This window comes from Adhaeretor mobilis, assembly GCF_007741515.1.
In the GTDB taxonomy this organism is placed as follows: Bacteria; Planctomycetota; Planctomycetia; order Pirellulales; family Lacipirellulaceae; genus Adhaeretor; species Adhaeretor mobilis.
In genome coordinates this window covers 4,553,080-4,566,357 of sequence record NZ_CP036263.1, presented here as the reverse complement: position 1 = coordinate 4,566,357, position 13,278 = coordinate 4,553,080, and the positions used below count along the sequence as shown (strand labels likewise).

Annotated in this window: 15 protein-coding genes; 10 read left to right on the top strand and 5 right to left on the bottom strand. The window is 53.7% G+C overall.

The features are described from left to right. Positions 1-129 precede the first annotated feature (129 nt). The 6 genes from HG15A2_RS17995 (at position 130) to HG15A2_RS24205 (ending at position 3,977) form a co-directional block, all read left to right on the top strand. Positions 130-501 (top strand): nuclear transport factor 2 family protein, encoded by a 372-nt coding sequence (locus HG15A2_RS17995; RefSeq protein ID WP_145061972.1) that lies wholly within the window; start codon positions 130-132, stop codon positions 499-501. 212 nt (positions 502-713) lie between these two features. Further along, positions 714-1,181, top strand: a complete 468-nt coding sequence (locus HG15A2_RS17990) for a VOC family protein (RefSeq protein WP_145061970.1) — start codon at positions 714-716, stop codon at positions 1,179-1,181. A 710-nt stretch (positions 1,182-1,891) separates the two neighbouring features. Beyond that, on the top strand, positions 1,892-2,434 hold the full coding sequence (locus HG15A2_RS17985; protein ID WP_145061968.1) for a hypothetical protein: 543 nt from the start codon (positions 1,892-1,894) through the stop codon (positions 2,432-2,434). A gap of 110 nt (positions 2,435-2,544) precedes the next feature. Beyond that, positions 2,545-3,120: a DUF1572 family protein gene (locus tag HG15A2_RS17980; protein WP_145061967.1), complete on the top strand. Its 576-nt coding sequence runs from the start codon at positions 2,545-2,547 to the stop codon at positions 3,118-3,120. A gap of 74 nt (positions 3,121-3,194) precedes the next feature. Further along, on the top strand, positions 3,195-3,521 hold the full coding sequence (locus tag HG15A2_RS25180; RefSeq protein ID WP_218932071.1) for a DUF167 domain-containing protein: 327 nt from the start codon (positions 3,195-3,197) through the stop codon (positions 3,519-3,521). Positions 3,522-3,830: 309 nt separating this feature from the next. Continuing rightward, entirely contained in the window at positions 3,831-3,977 is a 147-nt protein-coding gene (locus HG15A2_RS24205) for a hypothetical protein (protein WP_218932070.1), read from the top strand. Positions 3,978-4,004: 27 nt separating this feature from the next. On the opposite strand, the gene HG15A2_RS17970 is transcribed toward HG15A2_RS24205, so the two are convergent. Next, on the bottom strand, positions 4,005-4,175 hold the full coding sequence (locus HG15A2_RS17970; protein ID WP_218932069.1) for a hypothetical protein: 171 nt from the start codon (positions 4,173-4,175) through the stop codon (positions 4,005-4,007). A gap of 65 nt (positions 4,176-4,240) precedes the next feature. On the opposite strand from HG15A2_RS17970, the gene HG15A2_RS17965 reads away from it, so the two are divergent. Then, a complete protein-coding gene (locus HG15A2_RS17965) occupies positions 4,241-4,429 on the top strand; it encodes a hypothetical protein (protein ID WP_145061965.1) in 189 nt (62 codons plus the stop codon). Positions 4,430-4,729: 300 nt separating this feature from the next. Beyond that, a complete protein-coding gene (locus tag HG15A2_RS17960; protein WP_145061963.1) occupies positions 4,730-5,578 on the top strand; it encodes an HAD-IIA family hydrolase in 849 nt (282 codons plus the stop codon). 21 nt (positions 5,579-5,599) lie between these two features. On the opposite strand, the gene HG15A2_RS17955 is transcribed toward HG15A2_RS17960, so the two are convergent. Together HG15A2_RS17955 and HG15A2_RS17950 are read right to left on the bottom strand one after the other, a co-directional pair. Beyond that, the gene (locus HG15A2_RS17955) at positions 5,600-7,219 is read right to left on the bottom strand and encodes a multiheme c-type cytochrome (protein WP_145061961.1); all 1,620 of its coding nucleotides are present in this window, start codon (positions 7,217-7,219) and stop codon (positions 5,600-5,602) included. Between the two features lie 208 nt (positions 7,220-7,427). Continuing rightward, entirely contained in the window at positions 7,428-8,639 is a 1,212-nt protein-coding gene (locus tag HG15A2_RS17950; RefSeq protein ID WP_218932068.1) for a DUF1573 domain-containing protein, read from the bottom strand. A gap of 222 nt (positions 8,640-8,861) precedes the next feature. Here HG15A2_RS17950 and HG15A2_RS17945 point away from each other — a divergent pair, with 222 nt between their 5' ends. Then, positions 8,862-9,974 (top strand): ATP-binding protein, encoded by a 1,113-nt coding sequence (locus HG15A2_RS17945; protein WP_145061957.1) that lies wholly within the window; start codon positions 8,862-8,864, stop codon positions 9,972-9,974. A gap of 190 nt (positions 9,975-10,164) precedes the next feature. Here the strand turns inward: HG15A2_RS17945 and HG15A2_RS17940 are convergent, their stop codons facing one another. Both HG15A2_RS17940 and HG15A2_RS25175 read right to left on the bottom strand, forming a co-directional pair. Next, a complete protein-coding gene (locus tag HG15A2_RS17940) occupies positions 10,165-11,148 on the bottom strand; it encodes an ornithine cyclodeaminase family protein (RefSeq protein ID WP_246117778.1) in 984 nt (327 codons plus the stop codon). Positions 11,149-11,594: 446 nt separating this feature from the next. After that, positions 11,595-11,690 carry a hypothetical protein gene (locus HG15A2_RS25175; RefSeq protein WP_391483927.1) on the bottom strand — a complete coding sequence of 32 codons (96 nt, stop codon included), beginning with the start codon at positions 11,688-11,690 and terminating at the stop codon, positions 11,595-11,597. A gap of 737 nt (positions 11,691-12,427) precedes the next feature. Here HG15A2_RS25175 and HG15A2_RS17930 point away from each other — a divergent pair. Next, on the top strand, positions 12,428-12,862 hold the full coding sequence (locus HG15A2_RS17930; protein ID WP_145061952.1) for a CBS domain-containing protein: 435 nt from the start codon (positions 12,428-12,430) through the stop codon (positions 12,860-12,862). Positions 12,863-13,278 lie beyond the last annotated feature (416 nt).

Here is a 13,278-nt window from a genome sequence, read left to right as displayed (position 1 = left end):
CTGCAGTTGACCGGCGACGCCCGCGATATGATGTTGTTGTCGGTTTGAAGCTTGCTCTCTGCGGGCGGCCGGCAACTGAGCCGATTTACGTTATCCCGCCAGCTACCATCGCCATACTAGGACTGCTCAATGACTCCCGCCGAAGTTGTTCGCGAATGGGTTGACCGATTTAATCGGGCCGATGTTCAAGGACTGTGCGAACTTTACGCAGAAGACGCGACAAACCACCAGATCGTGACCGAACCACTCGTGGGACGTGCTGCAATCCGCAAGATGTTTGAGACAGAGTTCAAACGAGCAGACATGACTTGCAATGAAGAGACTCTGCACGAAGCAGGCGAATGGGCGATCCTTGAATGGAGCGATCCGACAGGACTGCGGGGCTGCGGGTTCTTCCATGTACAAAATGACCAAATTGTGTTTCAACGCGGCTATTTCGATCAGCTTACGTTTTTCCGTCTCCAGGGGATCACCGTACCTGAGACATACCTGGACACTTAGCGGGATAACAATGTGATGCACGCGAAGCCAGTCTTGCGCGTCTTTTGAAAATAGAAGATCACTCGTCCCGGCTCGGTGATCACGGACGTTCGCCAGCAGACTTTTCGGAAAACTTTCGAATAGGTGTCGAATTCGAACATTTTCAATCGACTACTGGTTGACGTTCGGGAGCTGTTCGCAATAGAAACCAGTATCACGCAAGGAACAATACGATGATTAACTCTATCCGCACTTGCCTATGGTTCCGCGATGGGCGGGGCAGCGAAGCCGCAGAATTCTACTGCTCACTGATCCCGGGAAGCCGAATTGAGAAGGCCTTCCACGGTGACGCGGGACATGGCGAGTTTTCGGTAATTGACTTCTTGCTTGGCGGGGTACCGTACCAGATTCTCGATGCCGGGCCGATGTTCACTCTGACTGAGGCGGTGTCGATTTCGGTCGCGACCGACGATCAAGCGGAGTCCGATCGGTTATGGTCTGCCCTGACCGCAAATGGCGGCGAGGAAAGCCACTGCGGCTGGCTGAAGGATCGTTTCGGGGTGTCTTGGCAAATCTATCCAAAGCGACTGACGGAATTAACGACAAACGCCGACAAGAATGTGTCTGCCAAGGCGATGACGGCTATGATGAAACAGATGAAAATCGACATCGCTGAAATTGAAGCGGCAGTGCGCGAATAGAACGCAGAGGGCGAACAATAAAATGCACGCGAGTTGCGGATCGCGCGTTTCCTGATGGAGAGTCACTTGGCCGCAACCGCGTGATTTCAAACGTTAGGCTCTCGTGCCAGTCCTAGGAACAACGCACATGGTCACTGTCAAGCAGAAGCCGTCTCTTAAAGCAGTGATCTGGACGCCACAGCGGATATGCATGTATCTCAGTTGCATCTGTTATGTAATCGCACTTGCGACACCAGCCCTTTACTTGGAACGCGACCAGGGTGCAGCCAAGGGACTTGGGGGCTGGAGTTATGGCGCCAGCCTACTGAGTATTGGATGGTTCGGCGCACTCTGCGGACAATACGGATGGTTCGCAAACGTAACTTTCATTGGGGCCTGGCTGAGTCTTTCCTCAAACCGGATGGTCGCTGCGCGTTTTTGCGGTGCAATTTCAGTGCTTATATCGCTTCATACATTGGAATTATTTCGTACGCCGATTCCTGCTTTTCTTCCGGCAAGTTCCAGCGAGATTCTGTCAAAGCTGGGAGTTGGCTTTTACTTGTGGGTGTTGTCCATGATACTGTGCGTCCTTGTCACTACGTCCAGATCACATTCTGAGCCGAACCAAGCGGTCAACCCGAGCGGCGGATCGGCCGCGCCTTGACACTAAAGGTGCTTGTCCGCCGCCCGGTTACCTTGGACGTTATACGCCAAAGAGGAGTACTGAACGCATGCGAACGCTCATATCTGTTCTCACTATCAGTACATTGCTGATCGCTGCGGATTCCGCGCTGCAAGACGATGACGGTCCCCCACCGTCGTTTCTAAAACCCGGAAACGACTATATACTCCGATTTGCTGGCAAGTCACCGTTTAAGCAAACGGAGGGTATTCCGTTGGACCCCTACGACAATAAAGGACCGAACACAGCGAGGATCACATCAGCGAGCATCACGTATTTCGTCTCTATCTTCACCGTCGTGGAGCTCTGGGGTGATTCGTGGGTGACTGTCGAACACCCTAAATCCATCAAGGATGCGTTCAAATGGAACTTCAAGCGATTGGCAATTGCGGCACTTACTGCGGAAACCATAGCTAAGCTGGAAGCTACCGAGGATGGCCAAGCACACCTTGTGCGACTCCGCAAACAGGCTTCCGTGGAAATCGAAACCGACAGGACGTGGGTTAACCTCAATCAGATAGTCGCAATCGCGAAACCTCCCACGGAGCCGCAAGATTTCAAGCTCAACACGAAGGTCCAGGCAAGAGATTGACTCAACAGGGGCGCACAACAATCGCAGGAACCGGAGCGGCGAATCCGGCGGAAACTGAAATCAACGCGTAACGTCGCCGCCGGTTACGCTTGACGTTATCCAGATTAATTATGAAACATACAAGCAACCTCCCATGGCTGAGCACAATGCGCGAAACAATCGTGTCGTATAGATGCATGATTGACGCCACAATCGAACAACTTACTGACGAGGAACTGTTTGCGCGGCCTGCACCCACTACCAACTCAGTCGCAATCATATTGCGTCATCTGGGAGGCAACCTCCGAAGCAGATGGACGGACTTTCTTACCACGGACGGCGAGAAGCCAGATCGCAACCGGGATACTGAATTTCTCGACTGGGACGGTGATCGACAATCGCTCATTGTGCATTTCGACTCTGGATGGGGCGCACTTGCGACTGCAATCGAATCACTTGACGATGACAATTTGGGCCACCGTATTCAGATTCGTGGAGAATCCCACACGATCCCACAGGCTATAACGCGTTCAGTTGCACACATAACCTATCATGTTGGTCAGATTGCAATTGTTGCAAGGCTGGTTCACAAAGGTGAGTGGCAATGGCTAACCGTAGCACCCGGAAATTCTTCTCAATTCAACGAGCAGACTTGGGGCACAGCGGGAAGTCGGAGCATCTTCTCCAAGGACGACAACGCGGGATAACAATACGATGCACGCGAATCCAGACTTACATGTGCTTTTCAATGTTTAGATCAATCGTTCCGGCTCGTTGATCGTTGCCGTTATGCGACGCGCGCGTTGTCGAAGTTGGATCCCAGCTGTTAGGAGAAGAATCAATCAGACTATCCGTAAAAGTCGTTCCGTCCTCTTCGAAAAATTGCGTAGCCGAGTGGCTCGGCGACGTACTCAAATTGCGAGTGACCGCTCCACCCGAACGCGGGAAGGCAAATCTGGCGGTCGAAGCGACGCTTGCTCTGGCGCTCGATTTGCCAACTGGTGCAGTTCGAGTGATTCGCGGCAAGACTTCACCTCGAAAAGTCGTGCAAATAGACGATCTCTCCGAATCAGAAGTGTTTCGCAGGCTCGGGAGGGGCGCCGTATAACAATCGCGTGAACCTGACGCAGCGTCTAAAGAGTTGGATAGGCCTTGCCGCTCGCGCTCTGCAAAGTAAAGAATTGTCAGGAACCGATAACTGATTGTGCTTCAGGATTTAGTTCTGGCACCTTTCTTAGACAGGTTGTAAACCCTTGCCTGTCAGTGATTGTTGAATAGATGAGAAGCTGCTAGAAGAATGTGATACACAAAGGTGAGCCCTACCCTATCTTGTTCTGCATCAGTACCGCACTGCGAGATCATGAGCAAACTTTGCGTTTATTATGACGCGGGTAGGGCGCTGACACGCGAGCATATAATGTCGCGTTCGATTCTGGAACGTGTGCCACCGGATCCGATGCAATACATCGAGTCCGCTGAGAAAGTCATCGGTAGTGTCCGTCAACCTGCGCACATTCATTTTTGGGGTATGCCCTTGCTGGCAGGTTCGTCCCCAACTCCGTAGCAGCGGAGGAGTTGGGGCGGATGCGGCCTACTCGACCGCCTCCTCGGTTGTCTCTTGTTGCTCTCGCACTTCCTGCTGATCGGCAAGCCGACTCATGTCCAGGTATTTTCTCGTTCCCCATTTTGTGCCCGCGATGTGACGTAGTCGGGCCGCGACCAGCATCAACGCACTGTTGTTGTCCGGGAAGGCTCCCAACACACGGTTATCGAAGCAATAACCGGGTTGGCCACGCTAGCACACGAGCCTACTAACCGCAGCGACCGATGAGTTACTACTCCGCCTCTCGGGGCCACGTAGCCCGTCCACACTACGACTATCATGACACCAGCCATTACGATTGGCATCCCACGGAAGTGCGGCGTCATGGCAATCACTATGATGTGCAGCCTGGCCACTGGGACTTCCATCGCGAAGGGCATTGGGACCGGCACAGCGGTCGCCACTGGTACTAGGTAGCTTTGAAGACCACGTAGCTTAATAACGAAGAACAGCCGCGAGCGAAAGCTCGTGGCTGTTTTTTGTCGGCCCTATCCGCCACCATTGGGTTCGAATTGCATTGCACAGCAAACTTGCAATTTCCTGCCGAAGCTAAGAGCAGCTATCGCTCTCAAGACCCGGTCGTATCGCAACAGAGACTCGTTTCCTAGGGTTTTCTGGGCATTTGGCAAACGCGGTATGAAACTTGCATTCTTCGCCTCTGGAGCCTTGCGCCTGCAGGGTCGAACTACGAAACTGAGCAGGGAAAACTGATGATGAGGAACGGATTTTTAATCGACATGGACGGTGTTATTTATCGCGGGAGTCAGTTGATCCCCGGAGCAGATCGCTTCATAAACGCGCTACTGGCACAGGAAATTCCATTCCTGTTTCTTACCAACAACAGCCAACGCACCCGGCGCGATGTGACGACGAAGCTACAACGCATGGGCATTGAAGTCGAGGAACGACACATCTTTACGTGCGCCATGGCGACCGCTCGATTCCTGGCAAAGCACAAACCCGGCGGAACCGCCTATGTGATTGGCGAGGGCGGCCTTTTGCAGGCGCTGCACCATAATGGCTACTCCATTGTGGACCATGCCCCGGACTTTGTCGTCGTCGGCGAGGGTCGCACCATCACGCTCGATACATTAGAGCACGCCGTGAACATGATCCTCGGCGGGGCAAAACTGATCGCCACGAACATGGACCCCAACTGCCCGACCAAAACGGGCACCCGCCCTGGTTGCGGAGCAACCGTTTCCTATTTGGAAACAGTCACCGGTCGCAAAGCTTTCAGCGTTGGTAAGCCAAGCCCCATCATGATGCGTGCGGCTAGAAAAGAGTTGATGCTCACCACATCGCAGACTGTGATGGTAGGCGACACGATGGAGACCGATATCCTGGGTGGCGTGCAAATGGGCTACCGCACCGTGCTGACGCTGACTGGTTCAACGAAGCGTGAAGATCTCGATAAGTATGCGTTTGGTCCAGATGTCGTGGTCGAATCAGTCGCCGAACTCGGTGATCCAGGAAACTTCCTGGAGTTCAAGATTTCACAGGGAAATAAGGAAGACGACACGGTCAACGATCTCAACGCATGGCGTCTGGCAAACGCTTGACGATAACGCGTAACAAGGGGATCAATCTTTCCCTACGTGCTTCACGTCTTCCCAGTACTTTTGAAAGTCGAAATCAGGGCTGTTGTCTTGGTCGTGGCATTGCATGCAGCTCTCAACCACTTTGCCGTACACTTGCCCGCTTTTATTCCCTTCGTTTTCGACGATCTTCATTCGTAACGCGGCACGCAACGCTTCTTGCTCTGCGTCGTTGACGTCGCTCTCTCCCAGTTCGGCGGCAACGTGCGCGGCACCTGGACCGTGGCAGTTTTCGCAACCGTTGGCTCGCAGGTGCGGTGTTTTTTCTAAGCTCTCGTAGCCTGAGGAATATGGGAAATACTGCTGTGGGTTCCAGCCAGTCACGTGGCAGCTGAGGCACTCGGGGTCGTGGTGACGGGGTGGCACGGAGATATTGATGATCGATTCGGTGGCATGGGAGTGTGGTGTGTTCTCAAATACTTCGGTGGCTGAGGAGTGGCAGTCCGCGCAGACTTCGCTGCCCACGAATTTGCCTTCGGGGTGCGCACTACCAGAGAGGCCCAGGCCTTCCAAGCCTTGAAGCTTTAACTCCTCTTGATAGCGGACCATCATCTTCTGCATGGCGGAGGAATCGTCGAAGCGGGCGTCCAACGGTACGCGCTGATACCGGAGTGTGTTCTTCGCGTCGTCGTAGATGCCCAGCACGACGACGTACTTCCCTTTATGACCGACTTCAACCAGCACGGAATTGGTTCCTGACACCTTTTCCAGTGACAATGGCGGCACATCCACACCGGCAGCGACTCCTACAAAGTTGAATTGCGGGAATTTTTTTGCCAGCGCAAGTGCTTCTGCCTTGGGTCCGTAAACCATGAGTACTTGCAGATCGCACTTCTCGGTAGCCAACTTCGGAGCGATCTCAGCGAGGCCCTCCTCGGGTGAACGATAGACGACATCGTTGACGTTTGCCAAAGACTTTTCGTACTTCTTGCCTAAGACAGAGGTAACACCGATACGCTTGCCACCTGCTTCAGCAACGTGATGCGTGCGAGTCATGCCACTGTCGAAGCTGTAGATGCCGACATTGGCCGAAAGGATAGGGTTTTTCTCTGGTGGGAGGTTGGCGATGGCGTAGACGAGTTCGTCCGTGGTGAGCCGAAGCTCATTGGCGCCGAGCCCAACCGCGTCGTAACCGAGCTTGACTAAGGAGTCGATGGCATAGCGGAACTTAATTTCGGTTTGATGACCGAGGCGTTTGGTAAGTCCGCCCATGTCGAACTCCACTAGTGGCCACCCTTTTTCTTTTAACTCATTGAGAAAAGTGTGCCGCCGCTTGAGCCCGCCCATTTGGTTTTCAAGCCCCGTGCAACCGCACGGCTCGATGTAGCCATCCATTTCCCCCGAGAGGACGATGGCCAATTGTGGCTTGGGCCAGGGCTGCTTGTTCGGCTCGGTGAACAGGGGACCGTTGAGCTTCACGTAGTCTTTGGCTTCGCGTGCCTCTTTGGTATTTCGCTCATAGGCGGGGGCCGTTTTCTCGCCGGATGTCGCAGCGCTGGTTGCGGAATGGGATTGGGCATTGGCCGCGAATCGCCATAGGACAAGTATCGAGAGCGAGAGACCGACCAGAAGCAGACGATTGTGGGACAGGCGATTGCGTGACATGTGGCTCCGTGTCTTACGATTCCGGGGAGGACAATTCGAGGGAGAGTGGTAGTGCGTTGCTGAACTGAGCCGCCACAACCGGATAGTCGTGCTAGCATCGTTTGGACTGGGCTCAACGCACTGGGCTCTTCGAATCGTACCGTTTGCCAGTACTGCAATCCACCGCAGTCCCGTCCTCGCTAGGTTGCGGCAAGCTGAAGTACAGCGGCTACTGTACAATAAAAGCGACACGAAGTTTGAATTCGGGTGTCACGGTATGTCCCGTTTTCAGCACGATTTCACCCTCCGCTCCGAGATCGCCGCCGAGACGGGCCATAGGGCGGGACCCCCTAGGAATGCTCACGATAAGCGGCACGTGGAGTAATTCAGGAGACATCTCTACGGGTTCGCCTAGTTCTGCCTCAAGTACTTGGGGGCTTGTGCTAGCAATTTCAACCGGCCCGGAAGCTTGGTGATTGCCGCGAATGGCCACTGTAAGTTTTACTTGACCGCCTTTTTTGCTATCAATGGGAGGTAGCTTGAGCAGACCGCGCGTTCGATTCCACCCGGGCCCGAAGACAGAAATGTCGCCAACCACATTTCCGGAAATTGGGACGGTGAGCTGGCTCGCCCGCTTGAGATTCGTCTTCATCTTGAGCGTGCCATGAAACGGCCCGAGGGACTTGCCCGGCCGAAACGAAGCCACCACGCGCAGACCGGCCATCGCTTTAGGGTCGGGGAGATTTAGTGGCGTGCCCGCATCGAACTTGATATCGACGAGTTCGGCAACATTCGGCTCGAGGATTTCGTAGTCTAAAATTTCCACACTTGGTTCTAGGTAGGAGCTAATCCACAGGCTGGCTTCCGCGGGCTTGTCGACACGCACCATTCCAAAGTGCAAGAGCGGCGGATCAAGACTTGTTGAATCAACAAGCTCGCCGACGACATGAAACTCTAGCCGTTTCTTGCCGGGGTCGTTCGTTTCAAAGGTAGCTCCATGGCGGAAACTGCGTGGCTCACCCTTGGCTACCCATTCCAGCTCAACCGTCGTGCTTTCGCCCGGCTTGAGTAGGACAGGTCCGGCGCCTTCGGCAGGTAGACCGTTGAGTTCGACAGCTGTGCATTGGCACGTGTTCGTCAGGAACTCTACGGTGATGGGCTCGCTTCCAGTATTGGAGATCGGAAATGCGTGTCTCTGGGAGGTGCCGATTTCCATCGAGCCGAATTCGTACTGCGTCTCTTTGACTTCAAGCTGCTTGGTTGACTCTGCGGGTGAGTCTGCGGGTGTCGTTCCGTGGTCGTGAGCGGAGTGATCGTTGGGTGCATCGATACCCGCGGCGAGATCAAATTGCCAAGGCTTAACCTCGACGTAGGCTAGAGCTGCGCCAAGACCCAAGCCAACAATCGCGGCAACGATAGCCCAGAGGAGTGTTTGTTTCATACGGACGTTTGTTTTTGGAGGCTGAGGGATCAGGAAGCAGTAGGACTGAGGGCATCGAGCCGACATGCTCAATTCTACGCTCTACGCGACGAGGGCGTCAATTTGGCCGAACACTGGGATAGGAGTCTACGCCGCAACTGGCGGGCAGCTTGGTTTGCTGATAGATTCAAAGTACCCCGTCCGCTCCTGTGCGTCCGCCCTGCCCTTGCCCCGCCTTTCTCTATGCCTGCCCGCTTGAATGTCGTTGTTTCGCAAAGCCGCTCTCAGAACCCCAAGAAGCGGGCGATCGAGGAGCGGATTGTGGGGGAACTGCTGGGCTCCGCGGGAATCGACGTGGCGGTCGTGCCGCACCTTTACGACCTGTCTGCCGATGGCCCGGGCATGTTGTCCTTGTCGGGGATTTCCGGCGATTTGGTTTTCTGCAGCTGGCTTTTTCCTCGCGCTGCAAGGTGGACGCTCGATCGCAACGGCATTCGCGGCCAGGAAGGGACGACGCTGCTGAAGTCCCTCGGCGAGGATGATGAGGAAGAGGAAGAAGATAGCGCCGAGTCGGAAGATTCTGAGGCAGAAGAAAAGCCTCGGGTCATCGACCAGCGTGAATTGCCTGCTCGCAAGATCTACTGCTTAGACTTACGTGCGCACGATTCGGCAGATGACTATCTCGAAGAGATCCGTCGCATCGCTGGTGAAGCGAGCACGCAGACCGTGGAACTGATGGGGTGGATTAAAGGGGATCCGAAGCCTGAGCAGTTAGCACGGTACTTGGCCAATGGTGATGAGGGCGAAAGCGGAAAGGCGAATGGGGAAAGCAAAAGTAGCGAGGCGGCGGTTTCTGCCGGGCCGATTGTGGTTGAGGAAGATCCCGCACGGCGTTGGTACCCGGTCATTGATTTTAGTCGCTGCACGAATTGCTTGGAGTGTATCGACTTTTGCTTATTCGGCGTTTACGGCATGGACGGGCAGGAGACCATTCTTGTTGAGCAGCCGGACAATTGCCGCAAGGGTTGCCCGGCATGTAGTCGCGTGTGCCCTGAGAATGCGATCATCTTCCCTGAGCACAAAACACCCACGATTGCCGGCAGCCCGGAAATTGGCGGGCCAATGAAGATCGATCTCTCGCAGTTGTTCGGAGCGCCCGACCCCGGCGCGCCTGGTGCAGAGAAGGCCCACGAGGTAGCCGCCCGCGAACGGGACGAGCAGCTTATGGCCGTGGGGCGAGATGCTGTGGGCATGGCTGTCGGTTTGCCGAAGCGACAAGCGGCTACGACCACCCAAAGTCAAACGGTGGACGAGCTCGATCTGCTGATCGATTCGCTCGACGAGATTGATCTCTAAGGGCGGTATGCGGGCTCAATCCCAGAGGATTGGGTGTGCGTTTCTTGACGGTTATAAGCTTCAAGCGTCAAAGGTACATAAGCTGTCACAGCGCTCAACACACTACTGACGTTGATCCGAAGCACATTGGAAGCCTTGTTGCTTCACTTGGCGTCAAGATGCCGCGTCGCGAATTTTGTGGAGAGTCATTCTAGGTTCGCACCCAGTCTTTGAGATGCAGATGTTCGAATATCATCTCATGCTGAATTTTTAAGTCCTGACCCATTCCAGCCTCTCTTGCTCGCAGGTACATCGCATAGGCTATTGCAATGTCTGTGTATGCGAGCCCAACCGCATTGAAATAAATTCGTTCATCTGGACTTTCGCGGCCTGCTTTTTTGCCTGTGACAAGATCGACTAAATCTGCGTGGATGTCGTCATCTGACAACTTGCCCTCCTGATACATCCGGCTGAGTGTCTGAGTGCGATGCTTTACGGTGTTCCAGTCGTCACAAACGATCTTATCGCACAACTTCGCCACTGCAAACTCATCCTCCCAACCACCCACGTGACTATAAAATGCGCCAGGGCGTATCCAAGCAGCTTTGAGAAGTGGCGCTTGTGCGCTGGTAGCAGTGACAATGATATCTGCAGGACTAACCGCGGCTTCTAGACTTGTTTCAGTTCCCGACACTTGCATGTCCGGAACAATCGGCGACATCTGTCGAACAAACTCCTCCTCTTCGCTCACACTTTTTGCCGCGACAAAGCACTCTCGCAAAGAGGGAATTGCGGTTTTCATCGCGATGAGGTGCATCTTCGCTTGTTCACCAGCGCCAATTATTCCGATGGTGGTAGAATCTTCTCTCGCAAGATACCGCGCAGCAAGCGCACCCATTGCTCCCACTCGCATATTAGAGCAAAGCGTCCCTTCCATGAAAGCGATGGGAAAACCATGTTCGATTTCCGAAAGGATGATCACGGCAGATAGGTTCTGGATCCCGTGCTTTGCAGGATTAGGGGGGAACACAGAGACCCACTTGACACCGCATATACCATCCTTCTTGAACGTTGCTGGAAGGCAGTTAATGCGCTCCTGCGTGTCGTCGTTGAAGATTTGTACAATCTTCTCCGGGAAAATAATGTCGCCCGCATGAAAGGACTTGATTGCTTCCTTCGAGGCTTCCATTGCCATCGATAAGTCAAGGCAGCCAGAGCCAAGCAAGTCTTCTTGCGAAAAGTACCGACAGTGAATTTCATGTCGTCCCATGGTTGTGTCCATTTCTTGTGGAGTAATGTTGTTGCAGGCGGTGTCAGCTCTGCGATTAGGTTGAATTTAGAAGTTAGAAAGTAGCGTAGGCAGTGATCACGCCTCGAGCATTCGATCCATATCTAGACGTCGCCACGTCCAGGTTAGAAGGACAAGGATGACGCCCGTTCTGTGTAGTTTCTGTTGCCGTCGCAATTGCATGTATAATCCGCATGGACTGTAGGACTTCACTTTCTTTGTAGCTTTAAAGCTAACCGTACGTCAAGGTGCAGTACGGGTGTGGGCAAGGCGTCTTTCAAGACTGGGGTCATTCTTATCAACCGCACGAGGCGGAGTGCGAGATTAGGAGCGGGTGAGCTCGGATAGCAGATTCAGGGGTCCGTAAAGCGTTTGATGGTTCCACCTTTGCATGCCGCGTCACGGGCCTCAAAGAGCATGACGATGCGTTTCCCCTTTTCTGCACCCAGAGTTGCATCTTTAGGAGTTCTACTCGAAGTAGTCGTTTCTGAGTCTCATAGTCTTTCCTCCCGATTTTCTTATTCTACGGATACTGATTACTGATGATTGTTTTTGTATCTGTCAGTGATCTGACGAATCCAATCCGGAATGCCATCGCCTGAAATTAAGTCGGAGTCCATAGGCGTTGCACTGCTCTCCGTCATTTCCTTCTGGTTTGTGTTCACCCTTACTCCGTTTGTGTCACTCATCTTACTTACTCGAGTGGCACGCCTACCGACTACTCGAGCTCGCCAAGACCTTTGTTTCACCGCAGGTGTACGGGGACGAAAGGGGCCAGGATTTCGGCGGATTGACGGTGGGCGATTTGCTGGGGTATTGGGCTAGACCAACCACGCACATCCTATTCCCTTAATGCGGTCCGCGAACGATTGTCCCAACTCTGGACTTTCTTGATGCCATGGCTCAACAAGTTGGCCGATCGTGGGGTTCGTCTCAGTCAACGGCGTGCCATAAAGCACACAGGTGTGCGATTAGGCACATGCTAGGCTTGGTGAATTGGCTTTACGTCACCCAACTGAATTAGAAAGCGTGCTTATCTCACGGAAACAGTGGAACTACTCGCAGTGCGCAGTCGAGGTGTGCGAACAAGATCAATTCTTTGAATGAACGGCGTTTCGGTACGCGATGTGCATTCTTCATGGCGTCAGCACATATTGTTTTGAAATCGCATGCATCGGAGAACTAAATGTCACGATTGAAGCAGAACGAATCCATCACGCATATCATGTCCAAGGACTTGCAGACAATTAATTCGCAAACTCCGCTCTCTACCGTCGGTAAGATATTCGCGGAAAGTGGTTTTCACCATTTGCCCGTGGTGAGTGGCGAAAAACTGGTCGGAATTGTCAGTTTCGTCGATTTGATGCGTGTGAGCTTCAAAGATTCATTCGGCGTGACGGCCCAACAAACCGTCTACGATGTGCTGGATCGAACTCTGGACGTAGAGGCGATTATGACCAAGAACCCCGTGACTGTTTGTTCCAATGATACCATCAAGCACGCTGCCAGCATCCTCGCACGCGGTGACTTTCATGCATTGCCGATTGTGGGAGACGACCAGCAATTGCTCGGATTAGTGACGTCTGCTGATCTCATTAATTACCTGCTGGAACAATACTGAGCCGCAAGGCCACACCTCAATAGGCGCCGAACTCACTCGGCTCTGCGCCAACTAGGTTGGTAGGTCAGTCGTCACTGTCGACGTCACATTGCGGTTGCATGTAGCAAGCCGCGCTGTGGCGGCGATGTGTGAGTAGCGCAAGTAAGTCGTTTGCCGCTTCGGATTCGACATCCGACGGCGTTTCGATAATTCTTCAAGAACGGTGGCTATTCAAGCCCTCATACTCGATCTGCCCTCAAATCAGGTTTGGTTCGACCTGCTCAGATTGGGGGTGCGATCTTCGGACCTCGTCTTTTCTACCATTCTGCCTGGCGTGCTTGGCAACAATGGTATCGTAGCTTTGTGCAATTCCACCCGTTCTTCGTGGTAATTTCCTGCCTCAAAGGCCCCTTGCCTCTGCACCCTTGGCGTGGCCC

Bases quoted from the DNA above. Each gene is read 5' to 3' on its own strand.
- HG15A2_RS17995 (WP_145061972.1), top strand. From the start codon at position 130: ATGACTCCCGCCGAAGTTGTTCGCGAATGGGTTGACCGATTTAATCGG.
- HG15A2_RS17990 (WP_145061970.1), top strand. From the start codon at position 714: ATGATTAACTCTATCCGCACTTGCCTATGGTTCCGCGATGGGCGGGGC.
- HG15A2_RS17985 (WP_145061968.1), top strand. From the start codon at position 1,892: ATGCGAACGCTCATATCTGTTCTCACTATCAGTACATTGCTGATCGCT.
- HG15A2_RS17980 (WP_145061967.1), top strand. From the start codon at position 2,545: ATGAAACATACAAGCAACCTCCCATGGCTGAGCACAATGCGCGAAACA.
- HG15A2_RS24205 (WP_218932070.1), top strand. From the start codon at position 3,831: ATGTCGCGTTCGATTCTGGAACGTGTGCCACCGGATCCGATGCAATAC.
- HG15A2_RS17965 (WP_145061965.1), top strand. From the start codon at position 4,241: ATGAGTTACTACTCCGCCTCTCGGGGCCACGTAGCCCGTCCACACTAC.
- HG15A2_RS17960 (WP_145061963.1), top strand. From the start codon at position 4,730: ATGAGGAACGGATTTTTAATCGACATGGACGGTGTTATTTATCGCGGG.
- HG15A2_RS17955 (WP_145061961.1), bottom strand. From the start codon at position 7,219: ATGTCACGCAATCGCCTGTCCCACAATCGTCTGCTTCTGGTCGGTCTC.
- HG15A2_RS17950 (WP_218932068.1), bottom strand. From the start codon at position 8,639: ATGAAACAAACACTCCTCTGGGCTATCGTTGCCGCGATTGTTGGCTTG.
- HG15A2_RS17945 (WP_145061957.1), top strand. From the start codon at position 8,862: ATGCCTGCCCGCTTGAATGTCGTTGTTTCGCAAAGCCGCTCTCAGAAC.
- HG15A2_RS17940 (WP_246117778.1), bottom strand. From the start codon at position 11,148: ATGGCAATGGAAGCCTCGAAGGAAGCAATCAAGTCCTTTCATGCGGGC.
- HG15A2_RS17930 (WP_145061952.1), top strand. From the start codon at position 12,428: ATGTCACGATTGAAGCAGAACGAATCCATCACGCATATCATGTCCAAG.